At 35.4% G+C, this 23,411-nt stretch carries 22 protein-coding genes; 17 read left to right on the top strand and 5 right to left on the bottom strand.

Features of this window, described 5'->3' with window-relative positions:
- Nucleotides 1-136: 136 nt before the first annotated feature.
- The 4 genes from BST93_RS01110 to BST93_RS01095 are packed head-to-tail and all read left to right on the top strand — an operon-like array spanning nt 137 to nt 3,839.
- The gene (locus BST93_RS01110; protein WP_105017774.1) at nt 137-2,323 is read left to right on the top strand and encodes an ATP-binding protein; all 2,187 of its coding nucleotides are present in this window, start codon (nt 137-139) and stop codon (nt 2,321-2,323) included.
- A 1-nt stretch (nt 2,324) separates the two neighbouring features.
- Entirely contained in the window at nt 2,325-2,744 is a 420-nt protein-coding gene (locus tag BST93_RS01105) for a response regulator (RefSeq protein WP_105017773.1), read from the top strand.
- A 1-nt stretch (nt 2,745) separates the two neighbouring features.
- Nucleotides 2,746-3,312 (top strand): response regulator, encoded by a 567-nt coding sequence (locus BST93_RS01100; protein ID WP_105017772.1) that lies wholly within the window; start codon nt 2,746-2,748, stop codon nt 3,310-3,312.
- Nucleotides 3,309-3,839 (top strand): biliverdin-producing heme oxygenase, encoded by a 531-nt coding sequence (locus BST93_RS01095; RefSeq protein WP_105017771.1) that lies wholly within the window; start codon nt 3,309-3,311, stop codon nt 3,837-3,839. The genes BST93_RS01100 and BST93_RS01095 overlap by 4 nt, the downstream gene beginning before the upstream one ends.
- A 44-nt stretch (nt 3,840-3,883) precedes the next feature.
- Here BST93_RS01095 and BST93_RS01090 read toward each other — a convergent pair whose 3' ends face one another.
- Together BST93_RS01090 and atpD are read right to left on the bottom strand one after the other, a co-directional pair.
- Nucleotides 3,884-4,159 carry a F0F1 ATP synthase subunit delta/epsilon gene (locus BST93_RS01090; RefSeq protein ID WP_042276521.1) on the bottom strand — a complete coding sequence of 92 codons (276 nt, stop codon included), beginning with the start codon at nt 4,157-4,159 and terminating at the stop codon, nt 3,884-3,886.
- A gap of 17 nt (nt 4,160-4,176) precedes the next feature.
- Nucleotides 4,177-5,688, bottom strand: a complete 1,512-nt coding sequence (gene atpD, locus BST93_RS01085; RefSeq protein WP_105017770.1) for a F0F1 ATP synthase subunit beta — start codon at nt 5,686-5,688, stop codon at nt 4,177-4,179.
- Between the two features lie 301 nt (nt 5,689-5,989).
- On the opposite strand from atpD, the gene BST93_RS01080 reads away from it, so the two are divergent.
- From BST93_RS01080 to BST93_RS01060, 5 genes are all read left to right on the top strand, one after another.
- Nucleotides 5,990-6,979: an aspartate-semialdehyde dehydrogenase gene (locus BST93_RS01080; protein WP_105017769.1), complete on the top strand. Its 990-nt coding sequence runs from the start codon at nt 5,990-5,992 to the stop codon at nt 6,977-6,979.
- A 61-nt stretch (nt 6,980-7,040) separates the two neighbouring features.
- Entirely contained in the window at nt 7,041-8,375 is a 1,335-nt protein-coding gene (locus tag BST93_RS01075; RefSeq protein WP_105017768.1) for a T9SS type A sorting domain-containing protein, read from the top strand.
- Nucleotides 8,376-8,395: 20 nt separating this feature from the next.
- Nucleotides 8,396-10,561 (top strand): prolyl oligopeptidase family serine peptidase, encoded by a 2,166-nt coding sequence (locus BST93_RS01070; RefSeq protein ID WP_105017767.1) that lies wholly within the window; start codon nt 8,396-8,398, stop codon nt 10,559-10,561.
- Nucleotides 10,562-10,634: 73 nt separating this feature from the next.
- Nucleotides 10,635-11,591 carry an ABC transporter ATP-binding protein gene (locus BST93_RS01065; RefSeq protein WP_105017766.1) on the top strand — a complete coding sequence of 319 codons (957 nt, stop codon included), beginning with the start codon at nt 10,635-10,637 and terminating at the stop codon, nt 11,589-11,591.
- Nucleotides 11,591-12,067, top strand: a complete 477-nt coding sequence (locus BST93_RS01060; RefSeq protein ID WP_105017765.1) for an LEA/WHy family protein — start codon at nt 11,591-11,593, stop codon at nt 12,065-12,067. Before BST93_RS01065 ends, BST93_RS01060 begins: the two co-directional genes overlap by 1 nt.
- 81 nt (nt 12,068-12,148) lie before the next feature.
- Here BST93_RS01060 and glmS read toward each other — a convergent pair whose 3' ends face one another.
- From glmS to BST93_RS01045, 3 genes are read right to left on the bottom strand one after another with little or no spacing between them, the layout of a single operon-like run.
- Nucleotides 12,149-13,996 carry a glutamine--fructose-6-phosphate transaminase (isomerizing) gene (gene glmS, locus BST93_RS01055; protein ID WP_105017764.1) on the bottom strand — a complete coding sequence of 616 codons (1,848 nt, stop codon included), beginning with the start codon at nt 13,994-13,996 and terminating at the stop codon, nt 12,149-12,151.
- 6 nt (nt 13,997-14,002) lie between these two features.
- Complete coding sequence (bamH, locus tag BST93_RS01050; RefSeq protein WP_105017763.1) at nt 14,003-15,712, bottom strand: BamH family beta-barrel-assembly machinery protein; 1,710 nt, start codon at nt 15,710-15,712, stop codon at nt 14,003-14,005.
- A 6-nt stretch (nt 15,713-15,718) separates the two neighbouring features.
- Nucleotides 15,719-16,546: a glycogen/starch synthase gene (locus BST93_RS01045; RefSeq protein WP_042276500.1), complete on the bottom strand. Its 828-nt coding sequence runs from the start codon at nt 16,544-16,546 to the stop codon at nt 15,719-15,721.
- A gap of 108 nt (nt 16,547-16,654) precedes the next feature.
- On the opposite strand from BST93_RS01045, the gene panC reads away from it, so the two are divergent.
- The 8 genes from panC to BST93_RS01005 all read left to right on the top strand — a co-directional run bounded on the left by panC (nt 16,655) and on the right by BST93_RS01005 (nt 23,373).
- Entirely contained in the window at nt 16,655-17,509 is an 855-nt protein-coding gene (gene panC / locus BST93_RS01040) for a pantoate--beta-alanine ligase (protein ID WP_105018125.1), read from the top strand.
- A gap of 66 nt (nt 17,510-17,575) precedes the next feature.
- Nucleotides 17,576-17,926: an aspartate 1-decarboxylase gene (gene panD, locus BST93_RS01035; protein WP_042276495.1), complete on the top strand. Its 351-nt coding sequence runs from the start codon at nt 17,576-17,578 to the stop codon at nt 17,924-17,926.
- A 27-nt stretch (nt 17,927-17,953) separates the two neighbouring features.
- Nucleotides 17,954-19,018 carry a lysylphosphatidylglycerol synthase transmembrane domain-containing protein gene (locus BST93_RS01030; protein ID WP_258150453.1) on the top strand — a complete coding sequence of 355 codons (1,065 nt, stop codon included), beginning with the start codon at nt 17,954-17,956 and terminating at the stop codon, nt 19,016-19,018.
- Nucleotides 18,939-20,105 (top strand): alpha/beta hydrolase-fold protein, encoded by a 1,167-nt coding sequence (locus BST93_RS01025; protein WP_105017762.1) that lies wholly within the window; start codon nt 18,939-18,941, stop codon nt 20,103-20,105. The genes BST93_RS01030 and BST93_RS01025 overlap by 80 nt, the downstream gene beginning before the upstream one ends.
- Nucleotides 20,105-21,475: a DNA repair protein RadA gene (radA, locus tag BST93_RS01020; RefSeq protein WP_105017761.1), complete on the top strand. Its 1,371-nt coding sequence runs from the start codon at nt 20,105-20,107 to the stop codon at nt 21,473-21,475. Before BST93_RS01025 ends, radA begins: the two co-directional genes overlap by 1 nt.
- Before the next feature lie 10 nt (nt 21,476-21,485).
- Nucleotides 21,486-22,028 (top strand): TlpA family protein disulfide reductase, encoded by a 543-nt coding sequence (locus BST93_RS01015; RefSeq protein ID WP_105017760.1) that lies wholly within the window; start codon nt 21,486-21,488, stop codon nt 22,026-22,028.
- A gap of 44 nt (nt 22,029-22,072) precedes the next feature.
- The gene (locus BST93_RS01010) at nt 22,073-22,729 is read left to right on the top strand and encodes a CoA transferase subunit B (RefSeq protein WP_042276486.1); all 657 of its coding nucleotides are present in this window, start codon (nt 22,073-22,075) and stop codon (nt 22,727-22,729) included.
- A gap of 11 nt (nt 22,730-22,740) precedes the next feature.
- On the top strand, nt 22,741-23,373 hold the full coding sequence (locus BST93_RS01005) for a peptidoglycan DD-metalloendopeptidase family protein (RefSeq protein WP_105017759.1): 633 nt from the start codon (nt 22,741-22,743) through the stop codon (nt 23,371-23,373).
- Nucleotides 23,374-23,411 lie beyond the last annotated feature (38 nt).

Below are 23,411 nucleotides of genomic sequence, written 5' to 3'. Positions count from 1 at the left end.
ACTATAACCAACGGAAACCCTGACAGTTTTGTCAGGGTTTTTTTTTTGAATGATTCTAAAAAACTGAACTCAATTATTGTTTAAATTTTATCAAATAAAACTAAACAAGTATCTTTACTAAGTTAAAAAATTAACGATGTTAAAATCTTACCCTAAAAAAATTGAAATTTCTACATGTGAAGACGAGCCTATACGTTTTATACATAGAACTCAATCACATGGTGTACTATTAGTCATAGATAATGATTTTAACATCCTACAATATTCTAAGAATGCAACCGATTTTTTGAATGTTCAGATTGATCTTTTAAACAGTAACTTATCTACGTTACTGCAGGAAGAGGTAATTTATAAATTGAAAATACAGCTTATAAATAACGATTTCAAGACAGTAGTAGACGGTGAATTTTCTTATAAACTTTCTTTGAGTAATGAGGGATTGTTGTTGGATATTGAAAAGTATGATTCAAAATTAAATCTTCTAGAAGAGCAACAACTAATTATAAGCGCTCTCAATAAAATGTCTTCGTGTAATAGTGTTCAGGAGGTTTTAAATACTGCAGTAAATGAAATAAAACATTTCCTTAATTATGATAGGGTTATGGTTTACAAGTTTGATGCAGATTGGAACGGAGAAGTAATAGCAGAAGCGGCTAATAATGATTTGCACTCCTGGTTAGGTCTACATTATCCTGCCGGTGATATACCAAAAAACGCACGTGACCTTTTTAAGGAACAAGGTGTAAGAATTATATCAAATCTAAAAGAACCAGATTACCCTTTATTTCCTATGGTAAATCCACAGTCAGGTTTTTTAACTAATTTAAGTAACTCTATTCTTAGAGGTTCTAGTGATATTCATAAAGAATATTTAGGGAATATGGGAGTTTGTGCAACTTTAAGTTGTGCAATAGTGATCGAGGATAAATTATGGGGATTAATTGCTTGTCATCATTATAGTCCAAAGTTTATCGACTTTCAAAAACGTCAAACCTGTTTTTTACTTTCTGACATAATAAGCAATCAAATTACGATAAAAACGTCAAATGACTTTATATCACGTTTGAATCAAAACAGTCATGTACGTTCTAAACTTGTTCACTATATGAGTGAAAAATGGGATCTCGTGCACGGACTTACAAACAATGAGGTTACCGCACTAGATTTGGTTAAATCAGATGCTTTTATCATTAAGTATGACACTCAATTAAGCTCAATAGGTCTGTCATTGGAAGTCACAGATATTAAAAATATAATCAAGAAATTTGAAGTTCTATGTGATGAAAACGGTTTTTATAGTTCTAATTCCTTTAGCAAAGAAACTTCCATTCCTAGTTTAGAAAAGTTACAATTCGCTGGTGTGGTCTTATATAAAATAAGCAAGAAGAAAGGTGACTGTATAGTATGGCTAAGAAAAGAACAGATTGCTGAAATTAATTGGGGTGGTAATCCAGACAAAAAACAAATCCAAGGAAATCTAACTCCTCGTAAATCATTTGAAAAATTCACAGAACAAGTAAGAGAGCATTCCATACCATGGCAAACACACGAAATAGCAGCTATTAAAGCCTTTGTTGAGGATGTTAAAAATATAATCGTAACTAAATTTTCTGAAGTATCTAAACTAAATAGACAGCTTTTGTCTTTAAATCAAGAATTAGAAAGTTTTAGTTACAGTGTATCGCATGATTTGAGAGGTCCATTGCGTGGTATAGATGGTTTTGCTCAAATACTTATGGAGGATTACATGGATCAATTAGATGAGGATGGTAAGCAGAGTCTTCAAATAATCATTAATAGTGCCGCTAGAATGAACGATTTAATGGACTCTATTTTGAGTTATAGTGGTCTTAGTAAGCTCAGGAAAATTGATGATGATATCGATGTTGAGAAACTTTGTAATGATATCTTAAAAGATAGTAATATGAAAAGGCGCTATCCAAAGACTCAATTTAATATTCAAAAAGGAATACCTTCAATATATGGAGATAGAGCAATGTTGTACCAGTTGTTTTTTAATTTACTATCAAACGCTTTTAAATACAGTTCCAAAAAGGAAGCTCCACAAGTAACCGTATCGCAATACAACGACGGTGAAAAGGATGTTTATGTTGTAACTGATAACGGTGTAGGATTTGATCCTAAATATGGTAAAAAGATTTTTGGTGTATTTACACGTCTTGTTAAAGAAGAGTACGAAGGTACAGGTGTAGGACTGGCTATTGCGCAAAGGGTGGTGTTTAGACACGGTGGCGATATCTGGGCAGAAAGTGAACTAAACAAAGGAACGACGATAAAATTTTATTTTAAATCAATTAGGTAGAATGGATTCAATTCAAAGAAAAAATATTGTCTATATAGAAGATAGGTTAGAAGATATACAATTGTTTAAAAGAATCATTAAGAAAGAATTTTCTGACTCAAATTTTATATCTTTCGATGATTCAGAAAAAGTACGGCATTTAATTGAGAACAATGAATTTGAAAAAATTAGACCAGATTTAATTTTTATTGATTTGAAAATGCCAAAAGTTTCTGGATTGGAGCTTTTGGGAGATTTAAATAAACAAGAATTCCGTAGAATTCCAAAAATAATGTTTAGTTCAAGTACTATAAATAGTGATATCGAACACGCTTATAATCTAGGTGCTAACTCTTATGTGGAAAAACCTAAATCTTTTCAGTCGTTGAAATATACCGTTGTAAACGCTGTAAAGTATTGGGTTGAAATTAATCTAAGTTAAAATGATCAACCAAAATCTACGAATCCTTATCGTTGAAGATCTAGTAAGCGATACCATTCTACTGCAACGACAGTTTGAAAAGTTTGTTTCAGAACCTGAAATTAGAATTTCTGATAAGCTCAGTAATGTGCGTTATGCTCTTAAAGATTTTATACCTGATTTGGTTTGTACAGACTATGATTTGGTTGGGTTTACAGCAATTGATGTAATTAATGCCGTAAAAGAGATCGAGCCTAGTACTCCTATAATTGTAATAACAGGTACATTGAATAATGAAGAATTAGCAGCTAATGTTATTTTGAGTGGAGCATCTGGTTATTTATTAAAGAACGATATCAGTAATCTTCATAAACGGTTAGAACCATTAGTCCAGGATATCATTGTAAAAAAGCAAAAAACATTGGATAAATTAAACGAACTAAAATTAAGGAGAGAGGAGTTACGACGTATTCATGAAATTTTAAAATCTGCTGCAAGAACAGATGAAAAAGATCTTAAATTGAAAGAGTATTATGATAAAGTAATACAGGATCTTGATGAGAATATTTCTTCTTTTTTTAGGGTATGACACTAATTAATAACCTAAGATCGAGAACCAAGGAGTTACATGAGAAATTGGATAAGGCTCCTCATTCTATTGCCATTTTTAATCAGAATATTTCAAGAGAATATTTTTTAGAAATATTAATGCTTAATTATAAAGCTTATCTACCAATTGAAAAATCATTAAGTATGGAAAGGCAACCCATATCTAGGTGGATTGAGCATGATTATTTTGAACTTACACAACGAGATATTCACTTGCCAAATATAGAATCCATTTCTTTCACACCTTTAGAAATGATAGGTGCGTTATACGTAGTAGAAGGATCTTTATTGGGCGGTGCAGTAATAGGTAAAAAGCTATCAGAGAATAAAAACTTAGATTATAATATCAATTCCATGCAGTTTTATACTTCTTCTAATGAAGAAAGACGGGCTAGATGGAAAGCTACTTTAAAATTACTTAAAGAGGATTATTCAACGTCTGAAATGGATGAAATCGTGATGGGAGCGATAAAAACATTTAATCACTTTATAAATATTATGACATAAAAAAACCAGCTCATTGAGCTGGTTTTTTTTATAAGTAAGTTGTATTAGTCTGCCAGTACAACTGCTTTGTTATCTTTCATTTCAATCACACCACCAGAAATTTTATAATTAGTTGTGCCATCATTAGAAACAAACAACTTTTGTTGATCTTCATTTAAAGTAACTGATCCATAAATACGAACATCGCCTTCTACTAGAAGAGAAACTACAGGCGCGTGATTGTCAAGCATCTGGAATTCACCATTGACACCAGGTACAGCTACAGATTCCACTTCACCACTAAAAACAGTTAATTCTGGAGTTACAATTTCTAATTTCATAATAGTGTTTTTCAGAATTAAGCTTCAGCAAGCATTTTTTCTCCTGCTTCAATAGCTTCCTCAATAGTACCCTTAAGGTTGAAAGCACTTTCCGGTAAGTGATCTAGTTCACCATCCATAATCATGTTAAATCCTTTGATAGTATCTTTAATATCAACTAATACACCTGGTATTCCAGTAAACTGTTCTGCTACATGGAAAGGCTGTGATAAGAAACGTTGAACTCTACGTGCACGAGATACCGCAAGTTTATCTTCTTCAGATAATTCTTCCATACCTAGGATGGCGATAATATCTTGTAGCTCTTTATAACGTTGTAACAACTCTTTTACACGTTGTGCACAGTCATAGTGCTCGTTACCTAAAATATCAGCAGTAAGAATACGAGAAGTAGAATCTAATGGATCTACCGCTGGATAAATACCAAGCTCAGCAATCTTACGAGAAAGTACCGTTGTCGCATCTAAGTGAGCAAACGTTGTTGCCGGTGCTGGGTCAGTAAGGTCATCCGCAGGTACGTATACAGCTTGTACAGATGTAATCGAACCTTTCTTAGTTGAGGTAATACGTTCCTGCATAGCACCCATCTCAGTAGCAAGTGTAGGTTGATATCCTACCGCCGATGGCATACGACCTAATAGTGCCGATACCTCAGAACCTGCTTGAGTAAAACGGAAAATATTATCAACGAAGAAAAGAACGTCTTTACCTTGACCATCGCCTGCTCCATCACGGAAGTATTCAGCTATTGTAAGACCAGATAAAGCAACACGAGCACGTGCTCCTGGTGGTTCATTCATTTGTCCAAATACAAAGGTAGCTTTAGATTCTTTCATTGCTTCCTTATCAACCTTTTGAAGATCCCATCCACCTTCTTCCATAGAGTGTAAGAAGTCATCACCATACTTGATAATTCCCGATTCAAGCATCTCACGTAAAAGGTCATTACCTTCACGAGTACGCTCTCCTACACCAGCAAATACAGAAAGTCCACCGTGACCTTTTGCAATGTTGTTAATTAATTCTTGTATAAGTACCGTTTTACCTACTCCAGCACCACCGAAAAGACCAATTTTACCTCCTTTTGCATAAGGTTCGATAAGATCGATTACTTTAATACCAGTGAATAAAACTTCTGTAGAAGTCGATAAATCTTCAAAGGCTGGCGCTGCACGGTGAATAGGTAAACCATTATCACCTTCTTTAGGTAATTCACCTAATCCGTCAATTGCACTACCTATTACATTAAAAAGACGACCGTATACATCGTCACCTATAGGCATTTGAATTGGGTTACCCGTAGCTACAACTTCTGCACCTCTACTTAATCCATCAGTAGAGTCCATAGATATAGTACGCACAGTATCTTCACCTATGTGAGATTGAACCTCTAATACAAGTTTTGTACCGTCAGCTTGCGCTATTTCTAGTGAGTCATAAATTCTAGGAAGGGCACCTTGTGCCGCGTCAAATGTTACGTCAACCACCGGTCCGATGATCTGTGAAACGCTACCTTTTACTTGAGACATTTATATAATGTTTTAGTACTTAAATAATTGCAGCTCATTAGAGCTGTTTTTTCGTCGTGCAAAGATACTGCTTAAAATGTTTAAATTGTATCTATTGATTTGGATTTTTTTAGCCTATTCTGATGTGTGGTCTAAATAGCTTGTATTAAGACTGTTGTGTTTTTGTATTTTGCTTTCGCGAAAGCGAAAACCATCTTACAAAACGGTAATAGCAATCTTGAGTTTCTCATTATTAATTATTTCTTAAAGGCCTTACCGTCACTGTTTATGATATATTTTTGTAGGCTTAAATTTTTATTTCATGAATATAGCAGTAGTAGGTGTTACCGGAATGGTAGGCCAAGTGATGTTACAAGTGCTGGAAGAGCGAAACATCCCAATTTCAAACTTGATACCTGTTGCCTCAGAAAAATCAGTAGGTAGCGAGATTACTTTTAAGGGTAAACAGTATAAGGTAATAGGTATGAAACAGGCTATTGAAATGAAACCTGCAATTGCCTTATTTTCTGCCGGCGGGAACGTTAGTTTAAAATATGCTCCTGAATTTGCTGCAGTAGGAACCACAGTTGTTGACAACTCTAGTGCTTTTAGAATGGATGCAGATAAGCGATTAATAGTTCCTGAAATTAACGCGCATACCTTAACTAAAGACGATAAAATTATTGCAAATCCCAATTGTTCAACTATTCAAATGGTGCTTGCTTTGTCTCCTTTACATAAGGAGTATCGTATAAAAAGGCTTGTAGTTTCTACCTATCAATCTATAACTGGGACTGGTGTAAAAGCTGTTCAACAGTTAGAGAATGAATATGATGGTAAAAAAGGAGAGATGGCTTATCCATATCAAATTCACCGTAATGCCTTACCGCATTGTGATGTTTTTGAGGATAATTTGTATACCAAAGAGGAGATGAAGTTAGTAAGGGAAACTCAAAAAATTCTTGATGATAATACAGTTGCTGTTACAGCCACAGCTGTTCGTATACCGGTTGTAGGTGGCCACTCAGAATCTGTAAATGTTGAATTCAGGTCTGATTTTGATGTAAAAGACGTGCGTCGATTACTCTCACAAACTGATGGTGTTACAGTGCAAGATAATGTTGATGTGAATAATTATCCTATGCCACTTATGGCACATGGTAAGGATGATGTTTTTGTGGGTCGTATACGTAGAGATCACTCGCAAGAGAATTCACTTAATATGTGGATTGTGGCAGATAATCTGAGAAAAGGAGCTGCGACAAACGCTGTTCAAATCGCTCAGTATTTAATTGAAAACAAGTTAGTATAGTGGTTGTGATTAGTTTTATCAGGTAGTATCTTTACTTCTTAATGTAAAGATTTTACTAAGTATGAAACTAGTACTTGCACTAATAGCAGTAGTATTTACAACATCAACGGTTCAAGCTCAATTTTGGCGTGTAGAAGCTTCGGGATTTTCTAATACCTCTAGAGGTGTCAATAAAATCCACATAGGAACTGCTACAACTGCATGGGGTGTTGCTTATGATGGAATAACTCCTAGTAACAATATTCAGGAATTTGTTAGAACAAATGATGCTGGCCAATCATGGATACCAGGAAGTTTTGATTTAGGAAATGTCAATCTTGGTATATCAAATGTTTGTGATGCAGGAGGAACTACAGCTTATGTAGCAGCTCATCCATTAAATGCAGGAGATCAAGGTGGTGTGTGGAAAACTACCGATGCTGGATTAACTTGGACACGACAGTCAGGAGCGCTATATCAAGATTCAAGTAGTTTTCCCAATTTTGTGCATTTTTTTGACAACGCAGGTGTGACGGCAGGTGACCCTGTTAATGGGTTTTGGGAAATATATGTTTCTAGCAATGGAGGTTCTACTTATACAAGAGTTCCTAGTGCAAATATACCAGCTGTTTTACCAGGTGAATTCGGATATTTTGGACAGTATACTTACTATGGTAATAATATCTGGTTTACTACTAGTAAAGGACGAATCATTCACAGCTCAGATCGTGGTGTGAATTGGACAGCATATCAGTCACCGTTATCAGATTTTGGTGGGACAACTGTTTTTGGAGATATTTCATTTGCTGATTCAAACAAAGGGATCATTCAGGATAACAATGGTAACTTATATAGAACCAATGATTCAGGAGCTACCTGGCAAGGAATTAATATTTCAGGAACCGGATTTCCATATGGTGATTTTATAGCATATGTGCCCGATTCCAATAGAATTGTGAGTTGTGGGCAAAGAACTACTTATTCAGGAAGTTCATACAGTCTAGATGATGGAGTAACCTGGATTAATATTGATACAAACCAGCATTTAGATGTGGCGTTTTTTAATGAAGATACGGGATATAGCGGTGGTTTTAATATATCCTCAACTGTTGACGGTATGTTTGTTTATGACAGCAACGTTCTTAACTTGGCAGAAGAAGAGCACGCATCACTCACAATGTTTCCTAATCCAGCTACCGATATCGTTAGGTTCACAATAGCAACTTCATTTGACGCGATTATGATATACGACCTAAATGGACGAGTAGTTAAGCAGGAATTTAATGTAGAAGAAATATCAATAAGTGACCTTAAGACAGGAACTTATCTATTAACGATAGAAAGTAAGGAGGCTTTAAATAGTGGAAAAACGGTCAACTCAACTAGTTATAAGACCTTTAAGCTAGTTAAAATATAAAAAACCAAAACTGAAATACTATGAAAAAAATTCTTTTAGGAATGGCCGCAGTAGCTGTGTTCATTTCTTGTGAAAATGAAAACAAAAAGAATGATGACGCAACAATGGCGATGACTTATCCAGAAACTAAAAAAGTAGACACAGTAGATGTTTATCACGGAAAAGAAGTAAAAGATCCTTATAGATGGTTAGAAGATGATAAGAGCAATGAAACTGCACAATGGGTAGCTCAACAAAACAAAACAACCTTCTCATTTCTTGACCAAATAAGCTATAGAGATAAAATAAAAAATCGATTAACTGAGCTTTTTAATTATGAGAGAGTGAGCGCTCCATCAAAGGAAGGTGATTGGGAATATTTTTCTAAAAATGATGGTTTACAGAATCAGAGTGTTCTTTACAGATATAAAATAGGAGATAAACCAGAAAATGCCGAATTATTCCTTGACCCAAATACGTTTAGCAAAGATGGAACAACTTCTCTAGCAGGCAGTAGTTTTACTCAGGATGGTTCTCTTTTTGCCTATGCAATATCTGAAGGTGGTAGTGATTGGCGTAAAATTATAGTACTGGATACTCAGACTAAAGAAATGGTTGGCGATACCCTTAAAGACGTGAAATTCTCTGGTATATCTTGGAGAGGTAATGATGGTTTTTTCTACTCTAGCTATGACAAACCAGATGGTAGTGAGCTCAGTGCCAAAACGGACCAGCATAAACTGTATTATCACGTTTTAGGTACTTCCCAAGATAAAGATAAGGTAGTTTTTGGAGGTGTTCCACAAGAGAAATATCGTTATGTAGGAGGAAATGTTACCAAGGATGAGCGATACCTTATTATAACAGCAAGCACTTCTACAAATGGGAATAAGCTATTTGTAAAGGATTTAGTGAAAAATACTCCACCGGTCGCAATTATCGACAATTTTGATACTAATACTTATCCAATTCACAATGAAGGTGACATGTTTTGGTTAGTGACTGACTACAACGCACCGAATCAAAGAATTGTGAAAACAAAGTTGGGTAACCTAGACCCAAATAAATGGATTGATATAATTCCAGAAGCCGAACAAGTAATGAGTCCTTCAAAAGCAGGTGGCTATTTCTTTGTTGAATACACGGTAGATGCAGTTTCAAAAGTTGTACAGTATAATTATGATGGTACTGAAGTTAGAGAGATAGAACTTCCAGGGATTGGTAATGCAAGCGGTTTTAGTGCAGAGGAAGATGAGAAAACATTGTATTATTCATTTACAAACTATGTTATACCATCAAGTATTTACGAATTGAATATTGAAGATGGTACCTCAACCATGTATCGCAAGTCGAAGGTGAATTTTAATAGTGATGACTATACAAGTACCCAGGTATTTTACACCTCAAAAGATGGTACAAAAGTACCCATGATCATTTCCCATAAAAAGGGTCTTAAACTGGACGGTAAAAACCCAACTATACTTTATGGATATGGTGGATTCAATATAAGCTTAAATCCATCATTTTCAACTTCTAGAGCAGCATGGATGGAAATGGGCGGAGTTTACGCAGTAGCAAATTTAAGAGGTGGTGGAGAATACGGTAAAAAATGGCACGATGCAGGTACTAAAATGCAAAAGCAAAACGTATTTGATGATTTCATAGCAGCAGGTGAGTGGCTCAAAGCAAATAACTACACTTCTACAGAGTACCTCGCTATTCAAGGAGGATCAAATGGAGGTTTATTAGTAGGAGCAACTATGACTCAACGTCCAGACCTAGCAGCAGTTGCCTTTCCTGCTGTAGGAGTTTTAGATATGTTGCGTTATAATAAATTTACAGCTGGCGCAGGTTGGGCATATGATTATGGAACGGCAGAGGACAGCCCAGAGATGTTTGAATACCTAAAAGGCTATTCTCCTTTACACAACGTTAAGGAAGGTGTAGAATATCCAGCAACAATGGTTACCACTGCAGATCATGACGACCGTGTAGTACCAGCGCATTCATTTAAATTTGCAGCTGAGCTTCAATCTAAACAAGCAGGTGATGCGCCTACATTGATTCGTATCGATGTTGACGCAGGTCATGGCGCAGGTAAATCCACAGAACAAACCATTAATGAGCAAACAGATATATACAGTTTTGCTTTATACAATATGGGATTCACTGAATTACCTAATGATCAGCAACAAGTAAAAATGTAATCAATTACACGCATTAAATTAGAAATAACCCTAGTCAAATGGCTAGGGTTTTCTGTCTCTTATCTTTGTATTTATGTTACGATTAGTAGATATAAATTTCGCTTTCGCGAAAGCGGATAATCAAAACCATGAATCATCGTACAATCTAAAAAATATTAACCTGGCAATCAAAACAGGTGAGATTGCGGCAATTATTGGTGAAAGTGGATGTGGCAAAAGTACGTTGTTGAATTTGACATATGGATTATTACAACAAGAAAGCGGTAAAGTTTATTGGTATGATGAAGAATTACTAGGTCCCGATTATCATTTGGTTCCCGGGCATTCAATGATGAAATACGTGCCACAAGAATTTGATTTGATGCCATTTACCACCGTTGCCGAAAATATAGGTGAACATTTATCAATTCAAAATGATGACAGAGTAAACCGTATTGATGAACTTTTAGATACAGTTGATCTTACGTCATTTAAAAATACAATTGTTAAAAACCTTTCTGGTGGACAAAAACAAAGAGTAGCCCTAGCTAAAGCACTTGCGCAAGAGCCACAGCTTTTATTGCTAGATGAGCCATTTTCACACATTGATAATTTTAGGAAAAACGAATTAAGGCGTAGGTTATTTGCCTATTTAAAAAGCAATCGGATAGCGTGTATGATTGCTACTCATGATAAGAATGATGTTCTATCGTTTACAAACCGTACTGTTGTGATGAAAGATGGTCATATAGAAATTCAAGGTGATACTCATAATATTTATAATTTTCCCGGCACCTTCTATACAGCATCTTTATTTGAAGAGGTGAATGTGATACCACCAGGATATCTTAATAATAATAAAGAGTTGCTAGTCTATCCTCATGGCATTGAGATTGTTGATAATGAAGGAGTCAAAGTACAAGTTGTGCAAACCTTTTTTGAGGGAAGCACCTATCTAGTAAAAGCTTTATTAAAAGATATTTACGTGTACTTTTATCATGACAGTGATATTAGTATTGATATTTTTGTTTCTATAAGAATAATTAAATAATGAAAAAGATTTTTATACTTTTTGTCGTTGCATTGGTTTCCTTTTCTTGTTCCAATCCATATGAGGATGTAGTGTTCTTGCGAATTGAGCAAGCAGAGTTATTAAATATTACACGAGATTCAGTTGAGCTACAAGCAGTTTGTGTAATGTATAACCCTAACGATATTGGTCTACAATTAAAACAAGCTGATTTTGATGTATACATTAATAATTATAAGTCTGCTACTATTCATCAAACATCAGATGCAATAATGCCAGGAAATTCAGAATTTGAATTCCCCATTAAGGCTCAGTTATCGCCTAAAGATTTAATCGGAAAAAGAGGTAATCAAATGATTGATATCGCCCTTCAGGTATTGGGCAATAAAAAGGTAGCTGTGAAGTATGATGGCTCAGTAGATATAGAAAAAGGTGTTTTTTCTATTACAGTTCCGGTTATTGACAGCTTAGAAGTCCCTGTGAAATTCAAGTTTTAAGGTAGTAACCTCTTTTTAAGTACAAAGGCCACTATTATAATAATAGTGGCCTTTTATATTGTAAGTGAATGAACCTTAAGATTATTCTACAGTCACTGACTTAGCAAGATTACGAGGTTGATCTACGTTTTTATCTAATAAAACAGCGATGTGATAAGATAAAAGCTGTAGAGGTATCGTAGTTAATAGAGGAGTCATAAACTCGATGGTTTCAGGAACTTCAATTACATGATCGGCCATGTTTTTTACATCCTTATCACCTTCGGTCACTATACCAATAATTTTACCGCTACGGGATTTAATCTCCTGAATATTACTTACAACCTTCTCATAATGTCCTTTTTTTGTAGCAATAACTACCACTGGCATTTGCTCATCGATTAAGGCAATAGGACCATGTTTCATCTCTGCCGCAGGATATCCTTCAGCATGAATGTAACTAATCTCTTTAAGCTTTAAGGCTCCTTCTAGAGCTACAGGGAAGTTAAAACCTCTTCCTAAATACAAACAGTTTTGAGCGTTCTTGTAGATATTTGCTATTTGTAGGATATGATCGTTTGATTGCAATGCCTTTTCTACTTTAGCAGGTATAGTCTCTAATTCGGCTAAATAAGTATGGAAATCACTTGTAGAAATTTTACCTTTCTTTTTAGCTAGTTGTAATGCTATAAGAGTAAGGACAGTTATTTGAGTTGTGAATGCCTTTGTACTAGCAACACCTATTTCAGGTCCTGCATGAGTATAGGCACCGGCATCAGAAAGTCTAGAAATAGAACTTCCAACCACATTACAAACTCCAAATACAAATGCACCATTTTCCTTAGCCAACTTAATAGCTGCCATAGTATCAGCGGTTTCTCCTGATTGTGATATCGCAATTAGAATGTCGTCCTCATAAATAACAGGATTTCTATATCTAAATTCAGAAGCGTATTCCACCTCAACAGGTACTCTTGCTAATTCTTCAAAAATATATTCAGCAACCAATCCTGCATGCCAGCTCGTTCCACAGGCAACGATTAAAATTCTTCTTGCGTTTAAGAATTTATCTATATGATCATCAATTCCGGCCATTTTGATTAGACCTTGATCTACTAGCATCCTACCTCTAAAAGTGTCTTTAATGGCGTCAGGCTGTTCATATATTTCCTTAAGCATAAAGTGATCATAGCCTCCTTTTTCTATTTGCTCAAGATTCATTTGAAGTTCTTGAACGTAAGGTTGTACAAGACTATCGTCTTTAATCTTACGTACCTTCATAGGCTTATGCGTTCTTACCACAGCCATTTCTCCATCCTCAAGATAAATAGCATTTTTTGTAAACTCTAAAAAAGGACTTGCATCACTTGCTATAAAAAACTCATCTTCTCCTACGCCAATCGCCAGTGGAGAACCCAATCTTGCAACCACAATTTCATTAGGTTTGTTTTTATCAAACACAGCAATTGCATAGGCGCCAATGGTTTGATTTAAAGCTATTTGAACGGCTTTCCCTAGTTTAACCTTCTCTTTAGTTTTAACATCTTCAATGAGGTTTACCAATACTTCGGTATCGGTATCTGATTTGAAGGTGTAACCTCTATTAGTAAGTTCCTGTCTTAATGGCTCATAATTCTCAATAATTCCATTATGGATTATAACTAGGTCGCCACTGTTTGACAAATGTGGGTGAGAATTTACATCATTAGGAACACCATGTGTTGCCCATCTAGTATGACCGATTGCTATAGTACCTTCGGTGCTTATCTCTGATTCTAATTTTGTAGCTAGGTCTGCTACTTTACCTTTAGTTTTTGAGTAGCTTAATTCAGAACCGTCATAAATCGCGATTCCGGCACTGTCATATCCTCTATATTCAAGTCGTTTTAAACCGTTTAAAACGATTGGATAAGCCTTTCTATGGCCTATGTATCCTACAATTCCACACATAATAGGTTAGTTTGTTTCTGTATAAAAAACTTTAAGTTGTAATCGCTTATCAGGATCTGTAGAAAGATTACCATGAAGTACAGTACCTTCAGGAGCGATTACAGTTGACAAAGGTACATTTTCTAATTCAATAGAATCTGTAGCATCTTTAATTCTTTGTCCTGTGATTACATTTACATTTTGAGAAACTACCACGGCTATCGGATCATTAATCGGATTGGTTGAGTTTAGTAATGAATTAAGATGATTTGTCAACCTAATTCGATATTTAACGCCTTTACTCGATAAATCATCTTCTGTTTCTCTTTCTAGTCTCCCTAAATGAACTGTGTTGGAATTTAGAGCACTTACATTACTTGAAGTGAAGTTGTAATCTGCTAGAATTTCTCCATTTCTTGCATTATATACAAGAATACGCTCAGGCTCTATTTCTCCATTTATACCAGTAAAACGCGACTGGTCTACATAAAAATCAAGATAAGCATCATTAATGAGCCAATTATTTTCTAAAAAAGCATCAAATTCAGAATCGGATGGAAACAGTTTTATTATAGCAGCGCTTCCTGGACCTCCTTTTAGAAAAAGTCGTTCCGCGCCATTATTATTAGAATTTGAAGTTATTTCATTTTCAATATTTACCGGAATTTCTTGATCAATAAACTGTACAGATCGAGGAGAGAAGTCAAATCTAAATGCACTGCTTATCGTGTTTATTTCATTAACGTCACCGTCACCGTCTAAATCTGAAGTGTCCCTATTTGAAACTAAAACTTGCAGATTCACATGTGCATCTGCTAAGTTGACATAGATAGCATTACCTCCAGCCCCAGAAGGTGTAACCTTAAAATATAATCCTCTGAAATAATTTTGAAAATTTGAATCACTAGCAAGTACCGAAGATCCTTCTTGATTCAGAATTGTATCTTGAAAATATTGAATTAATTCGGTATATGGAGAGTTTAACACATATTGATCCTGTACGTTAGGATCCTCACAACCGGCAATGCAAGAGATATCAGACTGCTCAGATATAATAAATCTTGGGGTTTTCCTTTGCTCAACTTCAAAATCTCGATCTAGCACTTCCACCTCAAGATTATCAGGTTTGAAGGAAGAATTTGAGTATATAGGAGTTGGATCTAGAGAATTTTCCACCAAGGATTTTTCATCATTAAAATAAACTTGGTCTTCATCTAGGTTGTTTGGATTCAGTGAATTAATAAAGTAGTTGTTTCTAAAAATTTCGACTTTATAGGTTACGTCACCATTAAATAGTGAGTCTAATTCAAATTCTCTTGACTCTCCATCGATACCTGTAATCGTTGAATAGTATGGTATTTCAATACTTACTCTTTCAATTAAAGGTGCAGGAACAGGATTTGTCATATCAGTATCGGTATCATGTGATCCGAAATCAAGACCTGCAAAAGGCAACGATAATTGACTTACAAAACTGTATTCAGTTCGACCATAAATAGGATCGTCATAAATACCTAAGACATGAGGTCTATCTGCTGTGCTCACAATTTGACGACCCGTTTGAACAGCGTCTAGTCGTTGTGAATAAGCAGTTACTTCAAATTCTGTTTCTTTTATAATGTCATTAGGATCCACCCCAATAAGATCCTGACCAATTGTTGTAGGATCTTGGTCACAAGATAGGATACACAACATCCCGACAAGAAGGGTTGTTAATCGTAAAGCAATTTTTTTCATGTGCAATTAAGCTTCTTCTTTTTCTTCAGTTAGAACATCATTAAGATAGAAGTTCTCATAAGCGTCAGCAAATGAATCAGGTGCATGATACTCCAATACTGGTCTATCTAATGAATTCACAAAAGATTCTATTTCTGGACTTAGTTCTTCACTACCTTTAATAATGGCATCACTATATTTTAACGATGTTTTCATGATATTATCATAAGTAGGTTCTTCAAGAAACTCTAGTGCTTCTTCATCCAATGCATCAAACCTTAACTTATCTATCATTTCATTATCTAACGAACCATCAAATGATTGATTGTATACCGAGGTAACAATTTTACTATCTTCAAATAATGGGTCGTTCCCATAGTAGTTCTTTAGATATAAGGGTAACATTCCAGCCATCCAACCATGAACGTGTATAATGTCTGGTGCCCAATTCAATTTCTTCACAGTTTCTATAACCCCTTTGGCAAAGAAAATGGCTCTTTCATCGTTATCAGGAAACAGATTTCCGTCTTCATCCGTAAGAGTTGCTTTACGTTTAAAGTATTCTTCATTATCGATAAAATAAACTTGCATACGTTCCTTTGGGATAGAAGCAACCTTAATAATCAATGGCATGTCTAGATCATTAATGATAAGATTCATTCCACTTAAACGTATTACTTCATGCAGTTGATGTCTACGCTCATTGATATTACCGAATCTCGGCATGAATATGCGTATTTGTCCACCTCGATCATTAACCATCTTAGGTGAAAAATAAGACATTGAAGATGCTTCGGTTTCTGGTAAGTAGGGAATTACTTCTGAAGATACGTACAGTACTCTTTTTTCCTTCATATATTGTATTATTGTAGCCTTACATTTAGCAAGATGCAAAAATAAGCATTTTTAACCACTTTTGCGTCAAAACCCTTGTATAACAACTGCTAATGATTGTTAAGCACTATGATTGTTAAAACTCACAACAGCCTTAAAAAGCAACTCAAATCAATACAGCTAGAGAATAAAACCATTGGTTTTGTCCCAACAATGGGAGCATTGCACAAGGGACACTTATCTCTTATGCAACAGGCAGTTAATGAAAATGATGCCCTAGTGGTTTCCATATTTGTAAACCCTACTCAATTTAATAATCAAGATGATTTAGAGAAATACCCTAGGACGATTGAAAAAGATTACTCATTAATTAAGAAAGAGTTTAATGATGCTGCTATTTTAGTTTACACACCTAGTGTGCAGGATGTGTATGGGGAAAATGTACATTCAAAATCTTACCAATACGATGGATTAGAGAAAGTCATGGAAGGCGCAAATAGGCCAGGTCATTTTGATGGTGTTGGAACTATACTAGAATTTTTATTTAAAGTGGTGTCACCAGACAAAGCTTATTTTGGTGAAAAAGATTTCCAGCAGCTCCAAATTGTGAAAAAATTGGTGCAAAAATTGAAACTCAATGTAAAGGTTGTTGGCTGTCCTATTAAACGAGAGCCAAATGGTCTTGCAATGAGTAGTCGTAATGAAAGGTTAAGCTCACATGCTAGACATGAATCACAAGTGATTTTTCAAACTTTGCAACGTGCAAATGATTATTTAAAAAATAACAGTATTTCATCCACCATCAACATGGTGAATAATATTTTTGAGAATCTAGAGAATTTTGAATTAGAGTATTTTACTATAAATCGAGAAAGAGATTTAAAACCTGCAATTCGTAAATCAAAAAACACTGCTTTAAGGGCGTTTATAGTAGTGCACGTTGAAGGTGTAAGACTTATAGATAATCTGGCATTAGATTTGTAAATCATTTTTTAAAAGTCTGTTAGACTATATGTTAATCTAATTATTACATAATCGTATCTTTGCACCATGTTAATTACAGTTGTCAAATCAAAAATTCACCGTGTTAAGGTCACAGGAGCAGATCTTAATTACATAGGCAGTATCACCATTGATGAAGATTTAATGGACGGTGCAAATATTGTAGAAGGTGAAAAAGTCCAAATAGTAAATAACAACAACGGGCATAGGCTAGAAACATATGCAATACCTGGTCCTAGAGGAAGTGGAGAAATCACACTTAATGGTGCTGCTGCTAGATTAGTCTCTCCAGGTGATGTTCTTATCTTAATTACCTACGCACAAATGACCATGGAAGAAGCTCGCAGTTTTAAACCATCTCTTTTATTTCCTAATGAGGAGAACAACTTGCTCACCTAATCTTTGAAAAACAATCTGATTAAATTTTTGAAAATAGGCTTGCCTTTATTTATAGGTGCATGGCTCATTTATTATTCATATAATCAGTTCACAAACGAGCAGTTAGAACAAATATATGCACAAATTAAAGGTGCAAATTATTACTATGTTATAGTTGGTTTAATTCTAGCTTTACTCAGTCATTTGTCTAGAGCTTGGAGATGGAATTACATGCTATCCCAGTTTGGAAAACCACCTACATTTTTGACAAATATTACTGCAATTGGAATAGGGTATGCTATGAATATTTTTATTCCTCGTAGTGGTGAATTATCTAGAGCGATAGTTGTAAATCGTAACCACGGTATACCTGTTAATAAAGCAATAGGTACTATAGTTGCAGAACGTGTGCTGGATTTTGGTATCTTACTATTAATAACCGCCATCGCTTTATTTTTATCACAAGACGTCTTTTTAGAATACTTTATTGGTGGTTTTAAGTCCGCTTTCGCGAAAGCGAACTCATCACAATTACTGTTATACTTAGCAATAGTAATCTCAGTAATACTACTGGGAATATTTTTAATCAAAAGGTTAGGATTGTACCGAAAAGTACTTGACTTTTTAAAAGGTATGAAAGAAGGCTTTTCAACCATTTGGACAATGAAAAAAAAGTGGCTGTATTTAATACATACTTTTTTTATCTGGTTCATGTACCTAGCCATGTTTTACGTGAGTGTATTTGCAATTTCATATGAGGGAACATTTGCTGTTGCTGCTATATTAGCAGCCTTTGTAGCAGGTAGTTTTGCAGTAGCGTTTACAAATGGAGGATTTGGAGCTTATCCTTTTTTGATTGCTCAGGTGTTATTATTGTTTCATGTACCAGAAACGGTAGGAACTTCATTGGGCTGGATATTGTGGCTATCACAAACAGCACTGGTTCTAGTGTACGGATTAATTTCTTTCATATTATTGAGTTTAAAAAATAATCTCTTCATTTTTCTTAAATTCAGCATCTCAAAAAACGGAGATGAAAAATATTGTTATTGCGTTTGCTTTTCTGTCCTGTTTAACCACGTATTCACAAGCATTGTACAGGTCATTTCCTAGCGATGTTTTAGGAGGAGAACGCAACGTAAAAATTCTTAAACCACGTAACTACAATAGTAACCAAGAAAAAACTTATCCATTAATCCTAGTCTTAGATGGTGATTATCTTTTTGAACCCGTTTCAGGAGTAGTGGATTATTTGTCTTATTGGGATCAAATGCCCGAATCCTTTGTAGTAGGAATAAATCAACGTAAAAGCCGGTACGATGATACAGCTATCAACGTCGAATCAGGCTTTCCCGAGGAGCAAGCTCAACGTTACATGGATTTTATCATGGAACTTGTGACGACCATGCAAAAAGAATATCGAGTTGCACCATTTACCGTTTTAGTGGCAAAGGATATAAATGCAAATCTTGCGAGCTTTTTTCTCATGCGTAAAAAAGTGGCTATAGATGCTTTTTTACAAATAGAACCGGATTACACTACACTTATTCAAGAGAATCTAGTTAACAAAATATCTAGTCTGGATGAGTACAATTATTTTTATGTAGCTACCAGCGCACAAAAAAATGTCGCCAGCGAGCTGTTCTCTGAACAAACAGATTCTCTGTTTTCTACTAAAGAGAATGTGAAGTTGAAGCATGAAAGTATTGAAGAAACTAATTTTTATAACGTTGCAGCGCAAGCTATACCACGTGGATTGGATTTCATATTTAATGAATACCAATTGGTAGAAGGTGAGCAACTATTAAATTCCAATCTTGCTCAGGATACCTCTAAAGAAAGTGCAAATCGTACTGCTGATATGAAAACAGCCGTACAAACTTTGCTGGACAAATATGAATATGTGAAAAAAGTGTATGGCATCGACATGAAATTGAGATTAAAGGACCTCGTAACTATGTCAGAATATATTATTAGAGAAAAAGACTGGGAACAATTACTCGATATGGCAACCATTGTTGATAAGGAATATCCAGATATCATGTACGGTAAGTTTATAGAAGGAATGGGATACGAAGGTATAGGTAGATATGGTCGTGCGATCAAATCTTTTGAACAGGCCTATATATTAGAAGAGGCTGTAGGTTTAACAAAGGATGATTGTTTAGATAAGGTAGAGGCCTTACAAGCTAAAGAATAATGGCAAAAGTAAAGACAACGTGGTACTGTCAAAATTGTGGTGCCCAGTACGCAAAATGGCAAGGACAATGCACCACCTGTAAAAAGTGGGATTCTTTAGTAGAAGAAGTAGTTCAAAAAGAGCAAACTCCTAGTTGGCAAACAGGTGATGTGCCAGGTACGCTTTCGCGAAAGCGTAATTCAAAACCTCAACGCATTTCCGAAATAAATGCTCAAGAAAGTCCACGATTGGATACTACTAATCTAGAGTTCAATAGAGTGCTAGGTGGTGGATTGGTTCCTGGATCGGTTACCTTGCTAGGTGGTGAACCAGGTATAGGTAAATCAACACTATTGTTGCAAGTGTGTTTGAATTTGCCTTTTAAAACTTTGTATGTAAGTGGTGAGGAAAGTGCGCAACAAATAAAAATGCGAGCAGATCGTATTAACAAAAACGCCGAAAATTGCTACATACTCACTGAGACGAAGACTCAAAACATTTTTAAACAAGTAAGTGATATTGAGCCTGATGTTTTAATAATCGATTCGATTCAAACTTTACAAACACAACACATAGAAAGTACCGCAGGTAGTGTTTCACAAATAAGAGAATGTACAGGTGAATTAATAAAATTTGCTAAACAAACAGCTACTCCTGTTATTGTAATAGGCCACATTACAAAAGATGGTCACATTGCTGGGCCCAAGATTCTTGAGCACATGGTAGACACCGTGCTACAATTTGAAGGAGATCGCAACCATACGTATAGAATTTTGCGAGCTCTTAAAAACCGTTTTGGCAGCACTCATGAAATAGGTATTTATGAAATGTTAGGCCATGGATTGCGTGAAGTAACTAATCCTAGTGAAATATTGATTGCTAACAAAGATCTTGAAATTAGTGGAACCGCAATTGCAGCTACGATGGAAGGTATGCGACCACTTATGATCGAGGTTCAAGCACTAGTAAGTACGGCTGTTTATGGAACACCACAACGCAGTGCAACGGGTTATAATTTAAAACGTCTTAATATGATACTAGCAGTCCTAGAAAAAAGGGCAGGATTCAAATTAGGACAAAAGGATGTTTTTCTAAACATTACTGGCGGTATTAATGTTGATGATCCAGCAATCGATCTTGCAGTGGTCGCAGCTATATTGTCATCAAATTTTGATATAGCACTCAATCCCAAACACTGTTTCAGTGCTGAGGTTGGTCTGGGCGGAGAAATAAGAACAGCTAGTAGAATGGAGCAACGTATTAATGAAGCTGGTAAATTAGGCTTTGAAAGAATTTGTATTGCACCAGCCAAACAAAATTTTAAAAACTCTACTGCTCAGGTTGTTGCCTTTTCAAAAATTGAAGACTTAGTTAGATACCTTTTTGCTTAATACTTAAAAAATGAAATATTTATCTATTATAATTTGTTTGTTATTGATCATTACCTCTTGTAATGAGAGTAAATCTGTAGAAAAGACAGAGAAACCCAGAAAGGTAAGTGAAGTGGACATGAGCAGCAATGATGTAGTTCATTTGTCAACAGTTGATGGGACTTACGATAATTGGGAAAATTTTCTAGAGAAAAACCGTGGCAAAGTAGTTTATCTAGATATTTGGGCAAGCTGGTGTGGACCTTGTAAAGCTCAATTTCCTCACGCCAAAAAACTTAAAGAAAAGTTCGCAGGTAAGGAAGTTGTATTTGCTTACATATCCATCGATCAAGCAGAGGAAAGATGGAAACAAGGAATTCAACAATATGATATTAATGAATATTCTTTTCATGCAAAAAATTATCCAAAAGCCGCCTTGTTCCAAAAAAATGATGTGAGTCGCATACCTAGATATATGCTTTTTGATAAAAATGGTAGACTGGTAGATAACAATGCTGCAAGACCTAGTCAACCTTCATTAGAAACTACCATAAATAGTTTTTTAGCTCTTTAAAAACTATTTATCTTTGATAGCATATCACGTAAACAAAACACACCATGAGTCTAGATAAAACAGGAATTGCCAAAAGAATCGCTCAAGAACTACAAGACGGTTACTACGTCAATCTAGGGATTGGAATTCCTACCCTAGTTGCAAATTATATTCCTGAAGGTGTTCAGGTTGAATTTCAATCTGAAAATGGTGTGTTAGGAATGGGACCATTTCCTTTTGAAGGAGATGAAGATGCTGATGTAATTAATGCAGGTAAACAAACTATTACAACTTTACCTGGAGCCAGTTTTTTTGATAGCGCAACAAGTTTTGGGATGATACGTGGACAGCACGTTGATTTAACGATACTGGGAGCTATGGAAGTCGCCGAGAACGGTGATATAGCAAATTGGAAAATTCCAGGTAAGATGGTAAAAGGAATGGGTGGTGCCATGGATTTAGTTGCTAGTGCCGAAAATATTATTGTAGCTATGATGCATACAAACCGTGCTGGTGATAGTAAACTTCTTAAAAAATGTTCATTACCTCTTACCGGTGTAAACTGTATTAATAAAGTGGTTACCAATCTTGCTGTGCTCGAGGTTACTGATGATGGTTTTAAATTACTAGAAAGAGCTCCAGGCGTCTCTGTAGACGATATAAAAGCAGCAACTGAAGGTACTCTTATCGTTGAAGGTGATATTCCTGAAATGTCCTTATAAGTAAAGTTCCTATGAAAAGACATTTGCTTGATCCACAATTGTCACAAAAAGGTTATTTCCCTCTTGACCTTTCAATCAATAATCCTTTTTGGAAACTTAATGATGTGGCCGACATATCGGTGTGTCATGAGTATATCGAGCAACAGCGTAAATCTCACGACGCTTTTTTGGCCATAGGTGGCTACTTAGAACAGCGAGCTCTTTATCAAAAAAATGAAAGATTCAATAAAGGAATTGTACGTGACATTCATCTAGGAGTAGACATATGGGCGCCAGCAGGAACCACTGTTCATGCAATGTATGATGGTGTAGTTCACAGTTATGCGCACAATAGTGATCCTGGAAATTATGGTCCTACGTTGATCTTGCAACACGATATTGATGGACAAGCGATATATACACTGTACGGTCATTTGAGTTTGGATGATGTAAAAATATGGGAAGTTGGATATCGCTTTCGCGAAAGCGAAATAATAGCTCATTTAGGAACACCTCAAGAAAATGGTGGTTATAGTCCGCATTTACATTTTCAAGTAATGACAGATATGAAAGGATATCAAGGAGATTTCCCAGGAGTAGCCGCTAAAGAGGAGCTTGAACATTATAAGGATATAGTATTAGACCCTATGTCATTTCTCGAGTAAGTAGGGTAATTACTTATATTTGCTTCTACAACCTCATC

The organism is Nonlabens tegetincola, from assembly GCF_002954355.1.
Taxonomy (GTDB): Bacteria; Bacteroidota; Bacteroidia; order Flavobacteriales; family Flavobacteriaceae; genus Nonlabens; species Nonlabens tegetincola.
This window is presented reverse-complemented; position numbering and strand designations above follow the sequence as displayed.

Bases quoted from the DNA above. Each gene is read 5' to 3' on its own strand.
- BST93_RS01005 (WP_105017759.1), top strand. From the start codon at position 22,741: ATGAAAAGACATTTGCTTGATCCACAATTGTCACAAAAAGGTTATTTC.
- BST93_RS01015 (WP_105017760.1), top strand. From the start codon at position 21,486: ATGAAATATTTATCTATTATAATTTGTTTGTTATTGATCATTACCTCT.
- BST93_RS01065 (WP_105017766.1), top strand. From the start codon at position 10,635: ATGTTACGATTAGTAGATATAAATTTCGCTTTCGCGAAAGCGGATAAT.
- BST93_RS01100 (WP_105017772.1), top strand. From the start codon at position 2,746: ATGATCAACCAAAATCTACGAATCCTTATCGTTGAAGATCTAGTAAGC.
- BST93_RS01060 (WP_105017765.1), top strand. From the start codon at position 11,591: ATGAAAAAGATTTTTATACTTTTTGTCGTTGCATTGGTTTCCTTTTCT.
- BST93_RS01105 (WP_105017773.1), top strand. From the start codon at position 2,325: ATGGATTCAATTCAAAGAAAAAATATTGTCTATATAGAAGATAGGTTA.
- BST93_RS01010 (WP_042276486.1), top strand. From the start codon at position 22,073: ATGAGTCTAGATAAAACAGGAATTGCCAAAAGAATCGCTCAAGAACTA.
- radA (WP_105017761.1), top strand. From the start codon at position 20,105: ATGGCAAAAGTAAAGACAACGTGGTACTGTCAAAATTGTGGTGCCCAG.
- glmS (WP_105017764.1), bottom strand. From the start codon at position 13,996: ATGTGTGGAATTGTAGGATACATAGGCCATAGAAAGGCTTATCCAATC.
- panD (WP_042276495.1), top strand. From the start codon at position 17,576: ATGTTAATTACAGTTGTCAAATCAAAAATTCACCGTGTTAAGGTCACA.
- BST93_RS01110 (WP_105017774.1), top strand. From the start codon at position 137: ATGTTAAAATCTTACCCTAAAAAAATTGAAATTTCTACATGTGAAGAC.
- BST93_RS01090 (WP_042276521.1), bottom strand. From the start codon at position 4,159: ATGAAATTAGAAATTGTAACTCCAGAATTAACTGTTTTTAGTGGTGAA.
- BST93_RS01075 (WP_105017768.1), top strand. From the start codon at position 7,041: ATGAAACTAGTACTTGCACTAATAGCAGTAGTATTTACAACATCAACG.
- atpD (WP_105017770.1), bottom strand. From the start codon at position 5,688: ATGTCTCAAGTAAAAGGTAGCGTTTCACAGATCATCGGACCGGTGGTT.
- panC (WP_105018125.1), top strand. From the start codon at position 16,655: ATGATTGTTAAAACTCACAACAGCCTTAAAAAGCAACTCAAATCAATA.
- bamH (WP_105017763.1), bottom strand. From the start codon at position 15,712: ATGAAAAAAATTGCTTTACGATTAACAACCCTTCTTGTCGGGATGTTG.
- BST93_RS01070 (WP_105017767.1), top strand. From the start codon at position 8,396: ATGAAAAAAATTCTTTTAGGAATGGCCGCAGTAGCTGTGTTCATTTCT.
- BST93_RS01095 (WP_105017771.1), top strand. From the start codon at position 3,309: ATGACACTAATTAATAACCTAAGATCGAGAACCAAGGAGTTACATGAG.
- BST93_RS01080 (WP_105017769.1), top strand. From the start codon at position 5,990: ATGAATATAGCAGTAGTAGGTGTTACCGGAATGGTAGGCCAAGTGATG.
- BST93_RS01045 (WP_042276500.1), bottom strand. From the start codon at position 16,546: ATGAAGGAAAAAAGAGTACTGTACGTATCTTCAGAAGTAATTCCCTAC.
- BST93_RS01025 (WP_105017762.1), top strand. From the start codon at position 18,939: ATGAAAAATATTGTTATTGCGTTTGCTTTTCTGTCCTGTTTAACCACG.